This window comes from Pseudomonas sp. SR18 (genome assembly GCF_023701505.1).
GTDB classification, from domain to species: Bacteria; Pseudomonadota; Gammaproteobacteria; order Pseudomonadales; family Pseudomonadaceae; genus Aquipseudomonas; species Aquipseudomonas cyclaminis.
Window position 1 is genome coordinate 228,894 of sequence record NZ_JAMQAU010000004.1, and the last position, 17,115, is coordinate 246,008.

Genomic DNA, 17,115 nt, shown 5'->3' on the forward strand with positions numbered 1-17,115 from the left:
TCTGTGTCTGATTTGTAATCCCTGGACCTGTGCATGCCCTCTCGTCTTTCCCGTCATTGGCACCTTCGCCAATTGATCGCTGCCTCCAGCCTCATTCTGCTTGTCGCCTGCGCGGAAAAACCCACCGCCGCCGACGCTCAACCCCTGCCCAAACTCCAGACCGCACCCGTGATAGCGCCCGCTGTCGTGGCCCCTCTGGCCGTGGATAACCTCGACATCCAACCGACCCAGACCTTCGCCGAATGGCAGGCCGGCTTCCGCGCACAAGCCCTGCAGGCCGGCATTACCGCCGCCGTGTTCGACAATGCGTTCGCCAATGTCACCCCGGACATGGCGGTGATCCGTGCCGACCGGAGCCAGCCGGAGTTTTCCCGCCCGGTGTGGGAATACATCGACGGCGCTCTGTCGCCACTGCGCGTGCGCAATGGTCAGGCGCTGCTGATCAAGTACGCCGATATCCTGCAAAGCATCGAACAACGCTATGGCGTCGACCGCCAGGCGCTCGTCTCGGTGTGGGGCATGGAGAGTAACTTCGGCCAGTTCCAGGGCAACAACTCGGTAATCCGCTCCCTGGCGACCCTGGCCTACGAAGGCCGGCGCCCGGCCTTTGCCCAGGCGCAATTGCTGGCGGCCCTGCAGATCATCCAGCACGGCGATATCCAGGCCGACCAGATGAAAGGCTCCTGGGCCGGCGCCATGGGCCAGACCCAATTCATCCCGACCACCTACAACACCCACGCCGTGGACTTCGACGGCGACGGTCGCCGCGATATTTGGAACAGCCCGGCCGACGCCCTCGCCTCCACCGCGCACTATCTGCAAAGCTCCGGTTGGCAGAAAGGCCAGCCGTGGGGGTTCGAGCTCAAACAACTGCCGGCGAACTTCGATTACGCCTTGGCCGATGGCGGCACCCGCAAGACCGTCGCCGAGTGGCTGAAACTGGGGGTCCAGTTACCGCCAGGCGCGAGCATGCCGGCCAATGTCGACCAGCTCTCCGCCGCCCTGCTGCTGCCTGCGGGCTATCGCGGCCCGGCGTTCCTGGTGCTGGATAACTTCCGCGCGATCCTCAAGTACAACAACTCGTCGTCCTATGCGCTGGCGGTTGGCCTGCTGTCGGAACGGTTTGGGGGCGGTGGCGTGATTCGTGGCGAATGGCCAAAAGATGAGCTGCCGCTGAGTCGCTCCCAGCGTATGGATTTGCAGACGGCGTTGAATGCCAATGGCTACGACGCGGGCAACCCGGATGGGATTATCGGCGCCAACACCCGCAAGGCGATTCGTGCGGCGCAGCAGGCGCTGGGCTGGCCGGCGGACGGGTATCCGACCGTGAAGCTGCTGGAGTCCCTGCAAAACCGCTAGATCTGCGTATGGCGACTAAAGCAATCGGGGGCAAGCCCCCTCCCACATTTTGATTTGTGAATACATTCAAGTGTGGGAGGGTGCTTGCCACCGATTGCGGTTGAGCAGCCACCCACAGATTCAGGTTTTGAACACCACATCCTGCTCCAACACCACCCGCTTTTCCCCCGCATCCAGCCGCACCAATGCGCCCATCGGCAGCGTCAGGTTCGGATCGCAATGCCCGCTACGCCAGCCGGACAATACTGGAATGCCCAAAGGTTCGAAGGTCTGCGTCAGCAAGCGCTCCAGCGCAGCGTTATCCACCCCCGCCACATCCCCGACCAGCACACCGGCGACCAGGGCCAGCTTGCCCGCCAGGCGCAGGTGCGTGAGCAAGCGGTCGATACGGTAGATCGGTTCGTTGACGTCCTCGATAAACAGGATGATGCCTTCAGCGTCCAGCTCGAAAGGCGTGCCCATCACCGCCGCGATCATCGACAGGTTGCCCCCCAGCAAGCGCCCGCAGGCGATGCCAGGCGCGATGGTGGTCAGCGGGAAGGCCACCGGGTGTGCAAGCACGCTGCCAGCGCCGAGCTGACCACGCAGCAGGCTGAACAGGGAGGACTCGGTCGGTGGCTGCTTGTTACCGAGCAGGTCGGCATTGAGCATCGGGCCGTGGAAGGTCACGAAGCCAGCGTAACGGTTGATCGCCAGATGCAGGGCGGTGATGTCGCTATAGCCTACAAACGGCTTGGGGTTGGCGCGAATCAGGTCGAAGTCGAGCGCGTCCAGCAATCGTGGCGTGCCATAGCCGCCGCGCAGGCAGAAGATGGCATCGATATCGGGATTGGCGAAGGCGGCGTGCAGATCGTTGAGGCGGACTTTATCGCTACCGGCGAGGTAGCCGTCGCGCTCATAGACGCCGGGGAAAATTCGCAGGTCGTAGCCGCGCGTGCGCATCCATTGCCCGGCCTTTTCAACGTCCAATGCGGCGGGGCCGGCGGGGGCGATCAGGGCGATGGTGCCTTCGGAACGAAGGGCTGGAACGGCTGCAGTCATACACAACTCTCCCTAGTTAACGCGCAAAAAAATGTGGGAGAGGGTTTGCCCCCGATAGCGGTTGATCAGCCAGCACAGGTAGCGACTGACACACCGCAATCGGGGGCAAGCCCCCTCCCACATCTGTATTACGAGACCAGGCTTGCCTTGACCAGCTTGGCCTGCTCATCAGCGTGGTACGAAGAACGAACCAGCGGGCCGGAGGCGACGTTCTTGAAGCCCATCTTGTAGCCTTCCTCGGCGAACCAGGCGAAGACGTCCGGGTGCACGAAACGTTGTACCGGCAAGTGGCTGCGCGACGGTTGCAGGTACTGGCCCAGGGTCAGCATGTCGATGTCGTGTTCGCGCATGCGCTTCATGACTTCGATGACTTCTTCGTCGGTTTCGCCCAAGCCCAGCATCAGGCCGGACTTGGTCGGGATGTGGGGCATCATCTGCTTGAATTTCTGCAGCAGGGTCAGCGACCACTGGTAGTCCGAACCCGGACGCGCAGCCTTGTACAGGCGTGGCACGGTTTCCAGGTTGTGGTTGAACACATCCGGCGGCTCGGCGGCGGTGATTTCCAGCGCCACGTCCATCCGGCCACGGTAGTCCGGAACCAGGGTTTCGAGCATCACGTTTGGCGACAGTTTGCGGATTTCGCGGATGCAGTCGGCAAAGTGCTGGGCGCCGCCGTCACGCAGGTCGTCGCGGTCTACCGAGGTGATCACTACGTATTTGAGTTTCAGGTCGGCGATGGCGATGGCCAGGCTTTCCGGTTCGTTGACGTCCAGTGGCTTCGGACGACCGTGGCCGACGTCGCAGAACGGGCAACGACGGGTGCAGATGTCACCCATGATCATGAAGGTGGCGGTGCCGCCAGAGAAGCACTCGCCCAGGTTCGGGCAGGACGCTTCTTCGCACACGCTGTGCAGTTTGTGTTTGCGCAGCAGGGCCTTGATACGGTCGACTTCCGGCGAAACCGGGATGCGCACGCGGATCCAGTCGGGTTTCTTCGGCAGTTCGGTAGTCGGAATGATCTTCACCGGGATGCGTGCAACCTTCTCGGCGCCGCGCAGCTTGACGCCGGCTTCCACCTTGGCACGCGGGGCCGGGGCCGGACGTTCGGTGACGTCCAGCGTCGGGATCATGGTTTGCACTGCATCAGTAGTCATAATCAGTCGATTCCGCCCGTAAGGGTCGTCTGCTCAGCATAGTCGAGGTGTTTGACGAGCTGCGCGCGCAGCCGGGCACTTACCTCGGCAAATTTAATCGGTGTGGCGTGTTCGCTCAACTGGGTCATCGCCAACCCGGCATAGCCGCACGGGTTGATCCGCCGGAACGGCACCAGGTCCATGTCCACGTTCAAGGCCAGGCCATGAAAGGAACATCCGTGACGAATGCGCAGCCCCAGGGAGGCGATTTTCGCGCCCTCCACATACACGCCAGGAGCATCAGCCTTGGCCGCAGCGGTCACGCCATAACTGGCCAGCAGCTCGATCAGGCAAGCCTCTATACGGCTGACCAGATCGCGCACGCCAAATCCCAGCTTGCGCACATCCAGCAAGAGATAAGCGACCAGTTGACCGGGGCCATGGTAAGTCACTTGGCCACCTCGGTCGACCTGCACCACCGGAATATCTCCCGGCAGCAGCAAATGCTCGGCCTTGCCGGCCTGGCCCTGGGTGAACACCGGCGGGTGTTCCACCAGCCAGACCTCATCGGGGGCCGAGGTGCCGCGCTCGTTGGTGAACCGCTGCATGGCGTGCCAGACAGGCTCGTAGGCCATCTGGCCGAGCTCGCGAAAGCCCAGGACCTGTGACATCACAGCACCATGTGCACGAAGCCGGTGGCCCGCAGTTCACTGTTGATGTTGTAGAGCTGGTCTTGATCAGTCGCAACGATGTGCAACTGGATCGTGGTGTATTTACCGTTGGTGCTGGAACGTTCGTCCACCCGGTTATCGTTGATCGTCGCGTGTTTACGCACGATATCGATGATCTTGTCTTTGTTGCCTACACCGGTATCGCTGATCACCTTGACGGGATAGTCCGTCACTGGGAATTCGATCTTTGGCGCCTTTACTTCTTTATCGGTCATGGCGTAACGGCCTCGTAAGCGGTAAGCCGTGGCGACAGCAAAGCCCCGCGTCGGATCAACGCGGGGCTTTGCAGGTGCACACAATCAGTTGAACAAGCCGTAGAAGAATAGACGGATGCTATCCCACACGCGACGGAAGATACCACCTTCGTCGACAGCGTCCAGCGCGATCAGGTCGGCGCTGTGCACCACCTTGTCGTCCAGTTTCACTTCGACTTTACCGATCACGTCGCCCTTGGCGATTGGGGCAACCAATTGCGGGTTCATGGTCATGCTGGCAGCGAGCTTTTTCAGCTGGCCTTTAGGCATGGTCAGGGTCAGGTCTTCAGCCAGGCCGGCCTTGACCTGGGAAGTCGCGCCCTTCCATACCGGTGCGGTCGCCAGTTCAGCACCCTTCTGGTAGAAGGTCTGGGTTTCGAAGAAGCGGAAACCGTAGGTCAGCAGTTTTTGCGTCTCGGCCGCACGGGCCTGCTCACTGTTGGTACCGAACACGACGGCGATCAGGCGCTGGCCATCACGTACGGCGGACGACACCATGCAGTAGCCGGCTTCGTCGGTGTGACCGGTTTTCAGGCCATCGACGGTCTTGTCACGCCACAGCAGCAGGTTGCGGTTAGGCTGCTTGATGTTGTTCCAGAAGAATTCCTTCTGGGAGTAGATCGCGTAGTGCACCGGGTCGACACGAATGATCGCGCGCGCCAGGATCGCCATGTCGTGAGCCGACGAATAGTGCTCTGGGTTCGGCAGGCCGGTCGGGTTCATGAAGTGGCTGTTGGTCATGCCCAGGTCGGCCACGGTTTTGTTCATCATGTCGGCGAACGCGTCTTCGCTGCCCGCGATGTGCTCGGCCAAGGCTACGCTGGCGTCGTTACCGGACTGGATGATGATGCCGTGCAGCAGGTCGCTCACGGTGACTTGCGAGCCCACCTTGATGAACATGCGCGAGCCGCCGGTCCGCCAGGCGTTTTCGCTGACGGTCACCGGGTCGTTCTCACCGATCTGGCCGCGACGGATTTCCAGGGTCGCGATGTAGGCGGTCATCAGCTTGGTCAGGCTGGCCGGTGGCAGGCGTTGGTCACCGTTGCTCTCGACCAGCACGTTGCCGCTGGCAGCGTCCATCAGGACCCATGCCTTGGCGGCCAGTTGCGGTGAAGCCGGCACCATTTCAACCGCCCAGGCGGCCGGGGTGATGATCAGCGAGATAAGCAGGCACGTGCGTTTGGCTAAGGTGGTGATGTTCATCCGTCTCTCGAAATTGCTTATGGAAACTTGCCCTCGCGGGCAAAACTTATTCAGACAGCCCGCTACCAGACTGTCACGTGTTCGGTTGCCCGCTCACCCCTTGCCCCTGGGTTTTTATTGTTCAACGAGCCAACAACCACGGCCCAAACCCGCGTACGGGCCTGGGCCATCAATCCTTTGTTACTCGGCGGTGACCACGCTGGGTTGCCCCAGGTTGGCCAGGCGCACGCTGTTCTGTACTTGCGCGACTTCGCTCGGGGAGCCGATCGGGCCCATGCGCACGCGGTGCAGGGTCTGCTGGTTACGCACGATGGAGCTGATAAAGACCGGTGCGTTGACCATGCCGCTGAGCTTGGACCTTAACAGTTCTGCCGCATCCGGGTTGGCGAAAGCGCCCACCTGCAGGTATTGCCCGCCGGCGACCGCGGCGCCTGGCGCTGCATGGGGCACGACCACCGTGTCCGGCGCGTGCTGCTGCGGGGGCGGTGTCCACTGTTCGATCTTGCCGGTGGACGCCGTCACTTGCGGCTGCGCACTCTGCGGCTCGTTGAGCATCAACGGCGCAGGCTTGCCACGCTGAGCCCAGTATTGCGCAGGGTCGATGCCTTCGACCTTGACCCGTGCGGTGCCGGTTTCGGCATAGCCGAGTTTTTTCGCGGCGGCATAGGACAAGTCGATGATGCGGTCCGAATAGAACGGCCCACGGTCGTTGACCCGCAGGATCACCGTGCGATTGTTATCCAGGTTGGTCACCCGTACATAGCTGGGCAGCGGCAGGGTTTTATGCGCTGCGCTCATGCCATACAGGTCATAGACCTCGCCGTTGGCCGTGTTCTGGCCATGGAACTTGGTGCCGTACCAGGACGCCGTGCCCGATTGCACGTAGGTCTTGGATTCCTGTAGCGGAAAGTAGGACTTACCCAGCACGGTGTAGGGGTTGGCCTTGTACGGGCCGGTGTGCAGGGTGGGCGTGGCGTCCGGGATCTTCGACACGTCGACATCCCACCACGGCGCGCCGTCTTTGTGGGCGCGGTTGATGTCCAGGCCCGGCTGTGAACGCACGGCGGTGCCGCCGGGCTTCTGGGTTGCCGGGCCACGGCTGGTGGAACAACTGACGACCAGCAGGGACAACGCGGCGAACGCCACCAGCTTGAGCGGTTGATTGAACGGCGATGCCCGCATTACTTGTTGCCCCGTGCTTGGACCAGCATGTCTGACAGCTGATGCACGGCCATGGCGTACATCACACTGCGGTTATAACGCGTGATCGCGTAGAAATTCTTCAGGCCCATCCAGTATTCAGGGCCATTTTCGCCTTCCAGGCGGAACGCCGTGACCGGCATGTCATCGCGTGGCGCATTCTGACTCGACCAGCCCAGCGCCCGCAACTCCCCGACCGTCTTGGCCGGCTCGATGCCCTGGGTGAGGCCTTCATCGGCACGCTCTCCGCTGACATCGGCGCGGATCACCACCGGCTCGCCACCCACCCAGCCGTGGCGCTTGAAGTAGCTGGCCACGCTGCCGATGGCGTCGTCGGGATTGCTCCAGATGTTGATGTGGCCGTCGCCGTCGAAGTCCACGGCGTAGGCGCGGAAACTGCTCGGCATGAACTGCGGCAAGCCCATCGCCCCGGCGTAGGAGCCCTTGAGGGTCAGTGGATCGACCTGCTCTTCACGGGCCAGCAGCAGGAATTCGCGCAGTTCCTTGCGGAAGAAGTCGGCGCGGGGCGGGTAATCGAAGCCCAGGGTCGACAAGGCGTCGATCACCCGATAGCTGCCGGTATTACGCCCGTAAAAGGTTTCAATGCCGATGATCGCGACAATCACCTGGGCCGGCACGCCATATTCCTGCTCGGCGCGGGCCAGCACGGCTTCGTGCTGACGCCAGAAATCCACACCACGTGCCACGCGGGCGTCGGTGAGGAACATCGGGCGATATTCCTTCCACTGCTTCACACGTTCGGCGGGGCGGGAGATGGCGTCGAGGATCGCCTGCTTTTTCTGGGCTTCGCGGAACACGCCCATCAGCTGTTCACCGGCGAAACCGTAGTCGCGGGTCATCTCACCGACAAATTCGGCGACCTGAGGTGAACCATCGTAGTCACCGGCCTGCGCCTCCTGCGTTGCACCCAGCAGCCCAATCAGGCCCATCCAGGACGCATGCCGAGTCGCCCAGCCGCGCATTACTTGCATTGACATCTTCACCTTATTCAAACCTGTGCGATCCACTTGCGATGCGTATGAATCGACATCAAAACCCCAAACGCTGACAGCAATGTCACCAGCGAAGTTCCGCCGTAGCTAATGAACGGCAACGGCACCCCAACCACCGGCAGCAGGCCACTGACCATACCGATGTTGACGAAAACGTAAACAAAAAAAGTCATGGTCAAGGCGCCTGCGAGCAATTTGCCGAACAGCGTCTGCGCCTGTGCGGTGATCACCAGGCCACGCCCGATCAGCAGCAAATAGATCAGCAACAGCGCGCAGATGCCCACCAGGCCGAACTCTTCGCCCATCACCGCAATAATGAAGTCGGTGTGGCTCTCCGGCAAAAAGTCCAAGTGCGACTGGGTGCCCAGCAACCAACCCTTGCCAAACACGCCGCCGGAACCGATGGCGGCCTTGGACTGGATGATGTTCCAGCCGGTGCCGAGCGGGTCGCTTTCCGGGTCGAGAAACGTGAGGATCCGTTGCTTCTGGTAATCGTGCATAAAGAAGAACCACATCGCTACTGCCACCGGTACGGCCGCGGCCAGCACGCTGAGGATCCAGCGCCAGCGCAACCCACCCATGAACAGCACGAACGCACCACCGGCGAGGATCAGCAGCGAGGTGCCGAGATCCGGTTGGCGCACGATCAGGATGAACGGTACGCCGATCAGGATCAGGCTGATGCCCACGTGTTTAAGCTGCGGCGGCAAAGTGCGCTTGGACAGGTACCAGGCGATGGTGGCAGGCATCAGGATCTTCATGAATTCCGACGGCTGGAAGCGAATCACCCCCGGAATGTTGATCCAGCGGGTCGCGCCCATGGCGTTGTGGCCCATCACATCCACCACCACCAGCAGCAATACCCCGGCGACGTAGCCGAGCGGCACCCAACGCGCCATGAAACGCGGCTCCAACTGGGCAATTACCACCATGGACAGCAGGCCCAGGCCAAACGACGACGCCTGCTTGATCAGCAAGTCCCAGTTCTTGCCGCTGGCCGAATACAACACGAACAGGCTGCCGGCGGCCAGGGTCAGCAGCAGGATCAGCAACGGGCCATCAATGTGCATGCGCTGCAGCAACGTCGCACGGCGACGCATCACATCCTCGCTGGAGAGGATGCGGTCAAAATTACTCTTCACTGGCCGTAACCTCGGTGTTTGAAGGGGGGCCGCCATATTCGGGCTTGAGCCTGCCGTCGTCGGCCAGCAACCAGGCGTCCATCACCTGACGCACTACAGGCGCTGCAACACCGGAGCCGGACTCGCCGTTCTCCACCATCACGGCCACGACGATTTTCGGGTCGTCTGCCGGAGCAAAGCCGACAAACAAGGCGTGGTCGCGGTGGCGTTCCTGGACCTTGGAGCGGTCGTATTTTTCGCCCTGCTTGATCGCGACCACCTGGGCCGTACCGCTCTTGCCGGCAATGCGGTACTGCGAGCCGACGGCGGCCTTGCGCGCAGTGCCACGGGCGCCGTGCATCACCTGCTGCATGCCGTGGTTGACCTTGGTCCAGTCCGACGGGTCGCGCAGCACGATGTCCGGGATCGGGTTGTCATCCACCGGCTTCTCGCCTTCGATGGTCTTGGCCAGGTGCGGACGGTTCCAGATGCCTTTGTTGGCCACCAGCGCCGTGGCCTGGGCCAACTGCAAGGGCGTGGCCTGCATATAGCCCTGGCCGATACCGAGGATCAGGGTTTCACCCGGGAACCACGCCTGACGACGGGTCGCACGCTTCCACTCCCGCGATGGCATCAGGCCAGGAGATTCTTCGAACATATCCAGGGAAACCTTCTGACCCAGGCCGAACTTGCCCATATAGTCAGACAAGCGGTCGATCCCCAGCTTGTGGGCCAGGTCGTAGAAATAGGTGTCGTTGGACCGCATGATCGCGGTGTCCAGGTCGACATAGCCGTCACCGGTACGGTTCCAGTTACGGTATTTGTGATCGTAGTTGGGCAGCATGTAGTAGCCCGGGTCGAACACACGGCTGGAGGCCGTGACCACACCCGCGTCCAGGCCCGCAATCGCTACCGCGGGCTTGATAGTCGAACCCGGTGGGTACAGGCCGCGCAGTACGCGGTTGAACAGCGGTCGGTCGATGGAGTCACGCAACTCGGCGTAGGCCTTGAAGCTGATCCCGGTGACAAACAGGTTAGGGTCGAAACTCGGCTGGCTGACCATGGCCAGGACTTCGCCGGTTTTCGGGTCCAGCGCCACCACGGCGCCGCGCCGCCCGCCCAATGCCATCTCCGCCGCTTCCTGCAGCTTGATGTCCAGGCTCAACACAATGTCTTTGCCGGGAATCGGATCGGTGCGTTTGAGCACGCGCAACACGCGGCCACGGGCGTTGGTCTCGACTTCTTCGTAACCCACCTGGCCGTGCAGTTCCGGCTCGTAGAAACGCTCGATGCCGGTCTTGCCGATATGGTGGGTGCCGCTGTAGTTGACCGGGTCGAGGCTCTTGAGCTCTTTCTCGTTGATCCGTCCCATGTAGCCGACCGAATGCGCAAAGTGCGCACCCTGTGGGTAATGACGCACCAACTGTGCCACCACTTCCACACCCGGCAAACGGAACTGGTTCACCGCGATACGGGCGATCTGCTCTTCGGTCAGCTCGAACAGGATCGGCACCGGCTCGAATGGCCGACGTCCCTGCCTCATGCGTTTTTCGAAGACCACCCGGTCTTCCGGCGTCAACTGCAAGACTTCGACGATGACATCGAGGACTTGCTGCCAGTCACCGGAACGCTCGCGGGTCATGCTCAGGCTGAAGCTGGGCCGGTTGTCCGCGACCACCACGCCATTGCGATCGAAAATCAGCCCACGGGTAGGCGGAATCGGCTGCACATGCACCCGGTTGTTTTCCGACAGCGTGGAGTGATACTCGTACTGGATCACCTGCAGGAAATACAGGCGGGCGATCAGCACACACATCAGCCCGACGACCAGAATCGCACCAAACACGACCCGAGCGCGTACAAGACGTGCGTCTTTCTCGTGGTCCTTGATGCGGATCGGCTGGGTCATCGGGAGGGGCGCAGATTATTTGTGGTAAGGGTGCCCGGACAGGACTGTCCAGGCGCGATACAGCTGTTCACCGATCAGAATCCTTACCAACGGGTGCGGCAACGTCAGCGCCGACAGCGACCAGCGCTGGTCCGCCCGCGCGCAGACTTCCGGCGCCAGCCCTTCCGGGCCACCGACCATGAAGTTGACGGTGCGCGAGTCCAGGCGCCAGCGATCCAGTTCCACCGCCAGTTGCTCGGTGCTCCAGGGTTTGCCGTGCACTTCGAGGGTGACGATGCGCTCATTGGGGCCGACCTTGGCCAACATGGCTTCGCCTTCCTGGCGGATAAAGCGCGCCACGTCGGCATTCTTGCCCCGGGTGTTGAGCGGTATTTCCACCAGTTCCAGCGACAGCTCAGCGGGCAGACGCTTGGCATACTCGTGCCAGCCTTCTTCCACCCACTTGGGCATGCGTGAACCGACAGCGATCAGACGCAGGCGCACAGCCGTTCCTTATTCCTGGTCTTTGTTGAGCTTGTCGAAGTGCGCGTGGCCCACTTCCGGGCTGTGGTGCTTGCCATCAGCGGCACGGCTCTGCTCGGCGCCTTTCCACAGACGCTCCAGGTCGTAGAACTGACGGGCGTTGGAGGTCATCATGTGAACGATCACATCGTCCATGTCCAGCAGCACCCAGTCGCTGTCGCCCTTGCCTTCTTCACCCAGTGGCTTGACGCCTTGGGCTTTGACGGCTTCGCGAACCTTGTCCAGCATCGCGCCGATCTGGCGGTTGGAGGTACCGGTGGCGATGATCATGAAGTCGGTGATGCTCTGCTTGTCGCGCACGTCCAGGACCTGGATGTCCTGGGCCTTCACGTCTTCCAGGGCGGCAACGGCGACTTTTACCAGCTCTTCGCCAGCCAGTTCCGGGCCAACGTGGGCTTCAACCGGCAGCGGGGCGCTTTTGAACGTGCCTTTGCGTTTTACTTTGCTTACGTCTTTGTTCGTCATAAAAAACTCGTTTTGCTCGTATGTTCGGGCGCTCGCTGCACGATTGTTCGTGCGTTCAAGCGCGCCTTTTCAGTTCGACGCACGGTAAAGCCCGTGCGCATCGATGTAGGCCAGGACCGCGTCAGGCACCAGGAAACGTACCGACTTCCCGCTGGCCAGCAGTTGACGGATCTGGGTGGCGGACACCGCAAGCGGGGTCTGCCAGACGAATGCAATATTCCCGTTCGGCCCGGTCAGGGCCAAGGGGTCACTTACCGACCGCGCGGCCAGCAGGTTGCGCAAGGCATCCGGCGGTTCGCTGTCGGCATCCGGGCGTTGCAAAACCAGGATGTGGCAATGCTGGAGGAGTTCCTCCCAGCGGTGCCAAGAGGGCAGGCCGCAAAATGCGTCCCAGCCCAAAAGCAGAAACAACTGGTCATCTGCGGCCAACTCGGCGCGCATCAGTTCCAGGGTGTCGACAGTGTAGGACGGTTTATCGCGTTTGAGTTCGCGGTCGTCCACCACCAGCGGCGATACGCCCTCTACCGCCAGGCGCACCATTTCCAGACGTTGTTGCGGCGACACCTGCGGCGTATCGCGATGGGGCGGCCGCGCGTTGGGCATCACGCGCAGTTCGTCCAGCGCGAGGGCATCCGCGACTTCCAGGGCGCTGCGCAAATGGCCGATGTGCACGGGGTCGAAAGTACCGCCGAGCAGCCCGATGCGTTTAACCATCAAGTGCGCACATGACCGTCGCCGAACACCACGTACTTCTCGCTGGTCAGCCCTTCCAGGCCAACCGGGCCGCGTGCATGGAGCTTGTCGGTGGAGATGCCGATCTCCGCGCCCAGGCCGTATTCGAAGCCGTCGGCAAAACGCGTCGAGGCGTTGATCATCACCGAAGCGGAATCCACTTCGTTGAGGAAACGCCGCGCATCGCTGAAATGCTCGGAGACAATGGCGTCAGTGTGCTTGGAGCCGTATTGATTGATGTGTTCAATGGCCTCGTCCAGGTCATCGACAATCTTGATCGACAGGATCGGCGCCGTGTATTCCGTGTACCAATCCAGCTCGGTCGCTTCGATCACGTCCGCGCCCAGCAGTGCACGGGTGCGTTCGCAGCCGCGCAGTTCCACGCCCTTGTCGCGGTAGATGGCAGCCAGCGGCGGCAGCACGCGATCGGCAATGCCGACGTGCACCAGCAGGGTTTCCATGGTGTTGCACGGGGCGTAACGGTGGGTCTTGGCGTTGTCGGCGATGCGGATGGCCTTGTCGATATCGGCAGCAACGTCGATGAACACGTGGCACACGCCGTCCAGGTGCTTGATCACCGGCACCTTGGCATCACGGCTGACACGTTCGATCAGGCTCTTGCCACCGCGCGGCACGATCACGTCGACAAATTCCGGCATGGTGATCAGCGCGCCAACAGCGGCGCGGTCGGTGGTTTCCACCACTTGCACCACTTCAGCCGGCAGTTCGGCCACGGCCAGGCCTTGCTGGATGCACGTCGCGATGGCGCGGTTGGAATTGATTGCCTCGGAACCGCCACGCAGGATGGTGGCATTGCCGGACTTGAGGCACAGGCTCGCGGCGTCGATGGTCACATTCGGGCGCGACTCATAGATGATGCCGATCACGCCCAGCGGCACGCGCATCTTGCCGACCTGGATGCCGGACGGCAGGTAACGCATATCGCGGATTTCACCGATGGGGTCAGGCAGCTTGGCCACCTGACGCAAGCCTTCGATCATGTCATCGATACGTGCCGGGGTCAGCGCCAGGCGGTCCAGCAGGGCCGGCTCCAGGCCATTGGCGCGGCCGTTGGCCAGGTCCAGGTCGTTGGCGGCGGCGAGTTCGGAGCGCGAAGCATCCAGAGCATCGGCGGCAGCCAGCAGGGCACGGTTCTTCTGCGCAGTGCTCGCACGGGCGATCAACCGCGAGGCCTGACGGGCAGCGCGACCCAGGCGGGTCATGTAGTCAAGAACGGACTCAGTCATGGTCAGGGAGTCTTGGCAAAGAGGAAAGCGGCAGATTATAGCTGTGACGCCGCCCGACTGACAGCGGTGACGGGCGGATGGTCGAAATGAACTGTAAAAACCTGGGGTTCAGCGGTAATTAAGGTGGGAGTTGTTATTATTCGGTCACATTTAGCCGTATTAACCCCTGACCGCCATGCCCCAACTCCCCTCCAGCGCCCTGCCCGACTGCTTCTTCGACCGAGATGCGCAACTGCTTGCGCGCGACTTGCTCGGAAAAGTCATACGCCATCGCGTCGGCGAAATCTGGCTTTCGGCGCGAATTATTGAAACCGAAGCCTATTACGTGGCCGAAAAAGGCAGCCACGCCTCACTGGGCTACACAGAAAAGCGTAAGGCTTTGTTTCTGGATGGTGGCCATATCTACATGTACTACGCCCGTGGCGGCGATTCCTTGAACTTCAGCGCACATGGGCCGGGCAATGCCGTGCTGATCAAATCGGCTTATCCGTGGGTGGACGAAATCTCCGGCCCGGCCAGCCTGGCGCAGATGTTATTGAACAACCCGAATGCCGACGGCAGCCCGCGCCCCACGCAGAAACTGTGTGCCGGCCAGACCCTGCTGTGCAAAGCCCTGGGCCTGAAAGTGCCGATGTGGGACGCCAAGCGCTTTGACGAGGAACTGCTCTACGTCGAAGACGTGGGCCAGGTTCCGACCCAGATCATCCAGACAACCCGCCTGGGCATCCCCAGTGGGCGCGATGAACACCTGATGTACCGCTTTGTCGATGCTGGCTATGCGCCGTATTGCACACGGAACCCGCTACGCCGGGGCCAGGTCGAAGGCCGGGATTATTTTTTGATTTGAATGAACATAAGAACCGAAAGCACAGCAGATCCAATGTGGGAGGGGGCAAGCCTCCTCCCACAATTGATTTCCAGTGACTAAGGGTTATGTATTTCACAGAGGGAGTGAGGTTTTATGGGCCAATGGCTCGATAGCATTACTGGCTGGCTGACCGTCAACCCGCAATGGCTGGCGGCGGCGGTGTTTATCGTCGCGTGCGTGGAATGCCTGGCCATCGCCGGGCTGATCGTGCCGGGCACGGTGTTGCTGTTTGCTATTGCGGCGCTGGCCGGCAGCGGTGCGCTGTCGTTGAGTGAAACCCTGCTGCTGGGCTTTCTCGGTGGCTTATTGGGCGATGGGGTTTCCTACTTCCTGGGCCGACATTTCCACCAGAACATCCGGCGCCTGCCCGGCCTGCGCCACCACCCCGAATGGATGAATGGTGCAGAGACCTACTTTCACAAGTACGGCATCGCCAGCCTCCTGGTCGGACGTTTCATCGGCCCCCTGCGCCCGATGCTGCCGATGGTGGCTGGCATGTGCGACATGCCGTTCCCGCGCTTTGCCCTGGTGAGCATTCTTGCCGCTGCTGGCTGGACGGTGGCTTACTTGCTGCCGGGCTGGGCCACTGGCGCCGCGTTCCGCCTGCCGCTGCCGGAAGGTTTCTGGCCGGAGGCAGGTGTTGTCACGGCCTGCCTGGCGGTGCTGCTGGGACTGACCTTGAACAGCAGCCTGCGCGGCCATCGTCGCGCCACCCTGTGGACAGGCTGCGCCAGTCTGATTCTTTTGCTTGCGCTGTTTATCGGCTATCACCACCTCAACGATTTCGACCAGGGTCTGAGCGCGCTGGTGCAGGAGCATCGCAGCGCCTGGCTGGATGAAACCATGGTGATGGTCACCCAGTTGGGTGAGTTCAAGAAGATGTTCGTCGCCAGCGCTGTGTTCACCGGCCTGCTGTTACTGGCACGACAATGGCGCCACGCACTGTTTGTCGGCGCCACGCTGGCCGGGGCCGCCGTGATCAACACCGGGACCAAGTTGTTTTTCGCCCGTGGTCGCCCGGAAATCCTGACAGACCCCCTCACCAGCTTCAGCATGCCCAGTGGCCACGCCTCCGGCGCCTTTGCGTTTTTCCTGGCACTGGCAGTGCTGGCCGGACGCGGCCAACCGACACGGCTGCGCCTGACCTGGATATTGCTGGGCTGCATTCCCGCCGCATTTATCGCGTTGTCTCGGGTGTACCTGGGCGCTCATTGGCCCAGCGACATCCTGGCCGGCACGCTGCTGGCGATGACCGTATGCGCATTCAGCCTGACGGTCAGCCAATACCGCAGCCCGTTGCCGCCGATGCCGGCCAAAGCCTGGTGGCTGGTGCTACCGGCCGTGGTGGCAGTTCTTGGGTTTATCGCCTTTACTGGCACGTCCCACGCACTGCTCAGGTACGCCTACTGACCCTTGGCGGGGCCAATCCAGTCGACTGGCGCGACGCGGCGTTCGGTATAACGCTCGCGCCGCTCCAAGAGCATTTCATCGGCGATCTCTGCGGCGCGCGTGGCGATAAATTCAGCGCCGCGCTTTTCATCCTTGCGGATCAGTTGCGTGGTGATGCTGACAAAAAAGGCGTCCCAAGTGGCCATTTCCGATTGCGTTAGCCGAATCATTCCCATCCCCAGATCAAGGTGTGTGATCAGGGACTATTTCAGTCGGCCCCAAGGCGCAACGAAGGAAAATTCCGAGAGTCTGGCCAGTGAATTCCGAAACTCAGGTAAACAACTCACCCTGTAGCTCATCGAGCAGCATCTGGATTACATCCAGCCGCTGTTGCGGATCGTCGAGTTGCAGCAGGTCGATCTTGTCAGCCTCGGTGAAGGGCAGCAGATAAGCCAACTGATTGCCCAAGGCTTGCTGGCCATCGGCGTGGGCGTCCATGTCCAGCGAGGCGACCATGGGATGCTCGGCCAACGCTTCAAGCAACGCCAACAGATCGGCATCCTCGTCTTTCAATGGCCGGTCCGGCTCTTCGCCCAGCCATTGCACGTCGGCCACCAGCAGTTGGTCCTTCTGCACGTTAGCGTCACGCACGCGGAAACGGCGCCCACCTTCGACACGAATCCCCAGCAAGCCATTGTCCTGTTGCTTGAAGTCGCGAATCAGCGCTTCGCAGCCGATCAGCGCATAGCCGTCGGGGGCCATGCCCACTTCCTTGCCGTCAAGGATGCACACCACGCCGAAGCCTTCACCCTTTTTCATGCAACGACTGATCATGTCCAGATAGCGCGCCTCAAATATTTGCAGGTCGAGGGTGCAACCGGGGAACAGCACGGTATTGAGCGGGAACAGCGCCAGACTCATAAAGGTT

18 protein-coding genes are annotated in these 17,115 nt (G+C 61.6%); 3 read left to right on the forward strand and 15 right to left on the reverse strand.

Going from position 1 to position 17,115, the window contains the following annotated elements; all coding sequences use genetic code 11:
- Positions 1-33: 33 nt before the first annotated feature.
- Complete coding sequence (locus NDJ82_RS08630; RefSeq protein WP_250925315.1) at positions 34-1,359, forward strand: lytic murein transglycosylase; 1,326 nt, start codon at positions 34-36, stop codon at positions 1,357-1,359.
- 120 nt (positions 1,360-1,479) lie between these two features.
- On the opposite strand, the gene NDJ82_RS08635 is transcribed toward NDJ82_RS08630, so the two are convergent.
- The 13 genes from NDJ82_RS08635 to NDJ82_RS08695 all read right to left on the reverse strand — a co-directional run bounded on the left by NDJ82_RS08635 (position 1,480) and on the right by NDJ82_RS08695 (position 13,930).
- Complete coding sequence (locus NDJ82_RS08635) at positions 1,480-2,400, reverse strand: S66 peptidase family protein (protein ID WP_250925316.1); 921 nt, start codon at positions 2,398-2,400, stop codon at positions 1,480-1,482.
- 128 nt (positions 2,401-2,528) lie between these two features.
- A complete protein-coding gene (gene lipA, locus NDJ82_RS08640) occupies positions 2,529-3,530 on the reverse strand; it encodes a lipoyl synthase (RefSeq protein ID WP_160385010.1) in 1,002 nt (333 codons plus the stop codon).
- A 26-nt stretch (positions 3,531-3,556) separates the two neighbouring features.
- On the reverse strand, positions 3,557-4,204 hold the full coding sequence (gene lipB / locus NDJ82_RS08645) for a lipoyl(octanoyl) transferase LipB (protein ID WP_250925317.1): 648 nt from the start codon (positions 4,202-4,204) through the stop codon (positions 3,557-3,559).
- The gene (locus tag NDJ82_RS08650) at positions 4,204-4,479 is read right to left on the reverse strand and encodes a DUF493 domain-containing protein (RefSeq protein WP_099584673.1); all 276 of its coding nucleotides are present in this window, start codon (positions 4,477-4,479) and stop codon (positions 4,204-4,206) included. The genes lipB and NDJ82_RS08650 overlap by 1 nt, the downstream gene beginning before the upstream one ends.
- Positions 4,480-4,563: 84 nt before the next feature.
- Entirely contained in the window at positions 4,564-5,721 is a 1,158-nt protein-coding gene (locus NDJ82_RS08655; protein WP_099584672.1) for a D-alanyl-D-alanine carboxypeptidase family protein, read from the reverse strand.
- Positions 5,722-5,901: 180 nt separating this feature from the next.
- A complete protein-coding gene (locus tag NDJ82_RS08660; protein WP_099584671.1) occupies positions 5,902-6,903 on the reverse strand; it encodes a septal ring lytic transglycosylase RlpA family protein in 1,002 nt (333 codons plus the stop codon).
- Positions 6,903-7,913 (reverse strand): lytic murein transglycosylase B, encoded by a 1,011-nt coding sequence (gene mltB / locus NDJ82_RS08665; RefSeq protein WP_032884595.1) that lies wholly within the window; start codon positions 7,911-7,913, stop codon positions 6,903-6,905. Before mltB ends, NDJ82_RS08660 begins: the two co-directional genes overlap by 1 nt.
- A 17-nt stretch (positions 7,914-7,930) precedes the next feature.
- Positions 7,931-9,034, reverse strand: a complete 1,104-nt coding sequence (rodA, locus tag NDJ82_RS08670) for a rod shape-determining protein RodA (RefSeq protein ID WP_042570827.1) — start codon at positions 9,032-9,034, stop codon at positions 7,931-7,933.
- Between the two features lie 31 nt (positions 9,035-9,065).
- Complete coding sequence (gene mrdA, locus NDJ82_RS08675) at positions 9,066-10,964, reverse strand: penicillin-binding protein 2 (protein WP_250925318.1); 1,899 nt, start codon at positions 10,962-10,964, stop codon at positions 9,066-9,068.
- Positions 10,965-10,979: 15 nt separating this feature from the next.
- Positions 10,980-11,447: a 23S rRNA (pseudouridine(1915)-N(3))-methyltransferase RlmH gene (rlmH, locus tag NDJ82_RS08680; RefSeq protein WP_003176297.1), complete on the reverse strand. Its 468-nt coding sequence runs from the start codon at positions 11,445-11,447 to the stop codon at positions 10,980-10,982.
- 9 nt (positions 11,448-11,456) lie between these two features.
- Positions 11,457-11,951: a ribosome silencing factor gene (rsfS, locus tag NDJ82_RS08685; protein ID WP_003176298.1), complete on the reverse strand. Its 495-nt coding sequence runs from the start codon at positions 11,949-11,951 to the stop codon at positions 11,457-11,459.
- A gap of 69 nt (positions 11,952-12,020) precedes the next feature.
- On the reverse strand, positions 12,021-12,665 hold the full coding sequence (gene nadD, locus NDJ82_RS08690) for a nicotinate-nucleotide adenylyltransferase (protein WP_099584669.1): 645 nt from the start codon (positions 12,663-12,665) through the stop codon (positions 12,021-12,023).
- Positions 12,665-13,930 carry a glutamate-5-semialdehyde dehydrogenase gene (locus NDJ82_RS08695; RefSeq protein ID WP_099584668.1) on the reverse strand — a complete coding sequence of 422 codons (1,266 nt, stop codon included), beginning with the start codon at positions 13,928-13,930 and terminating at the stop codon, positions 12,665-12,667. The genes nadD and NDJ82_RS08695 overlap by 1 nt, the downstream gene beginning before the upstream one ends.
- A 175-nt stretch (positions 13,931-14,105) precedes the next feature.
- On the opposite strand from NDJ82_RS08695, the gene NDJ82_RS08700 reads away from it, so the two are divergent.
- Together NDJ82_RS08700 and NDJ82_RS08705 are read left to right on the forward strand one after the other, a co-directional pair.
- Positions 14,106-14,777: a DNA-3-methyladenine glycosylase gene (locus tag NDJ82_RS08700; RefSeq protein WP_191947563.1), complete on the forward strand. Its 672-nt coding sequence runs from the start codon at positions 14,106-14,108 to the stop codon at positions 14,775-14,777.
- A gap of 114 nt (positions 14,778-14,891) precedes the next feature.
- The gene (locus tag NDJ82_RS08705; RefSeq protein ID WP_112196846.1) at positions 14,892-16,208 is read left to right on the forward strand and encodes a bifunctional DedA family/phosphatase PAP2 family protein; all 1,317 of its coding nucleotides are present in this window, start codon (positions 14,892-14,894) and stop codon (positions 16,206-16,208) included.
- Here the strand turns inward: NDJ82_RS08705 and NDJ82_RS08710 are convergent.
- Positions 16,202-16,417 carry a hypothetical protein gene (locus NDJ82_RS08710; RefSeq protein ID WP_099584827.1) on the reverse strand — a complete coding sequence of 72 codons (216 nt, stop codon included), beginning with the start codon at positions 16,415-16,417 and terminating at the stop codon, positions 16,202-16,204. The genes NDJ82_RS08705 and NDJ82_RS08710 overlap by 7 nt on opposite strands.
- A gap of 100 nt (positions 16,418-16,517) precedes the next feature.
- Positions 16,518-17,108: an LON peptidase substrate-binding domain-containing protein gene (locus NDJ82_RS08715; protein ID WP_250925319.1), complete on the reverse strand. Its 591-nt coding sequence runs from the start codon at positions 17,106-17,108 to the stop codon at positions 16,518-16,520.
- Between the last annotated feature and the right edge of the window lie 7 nt (positions 17,109-17,115).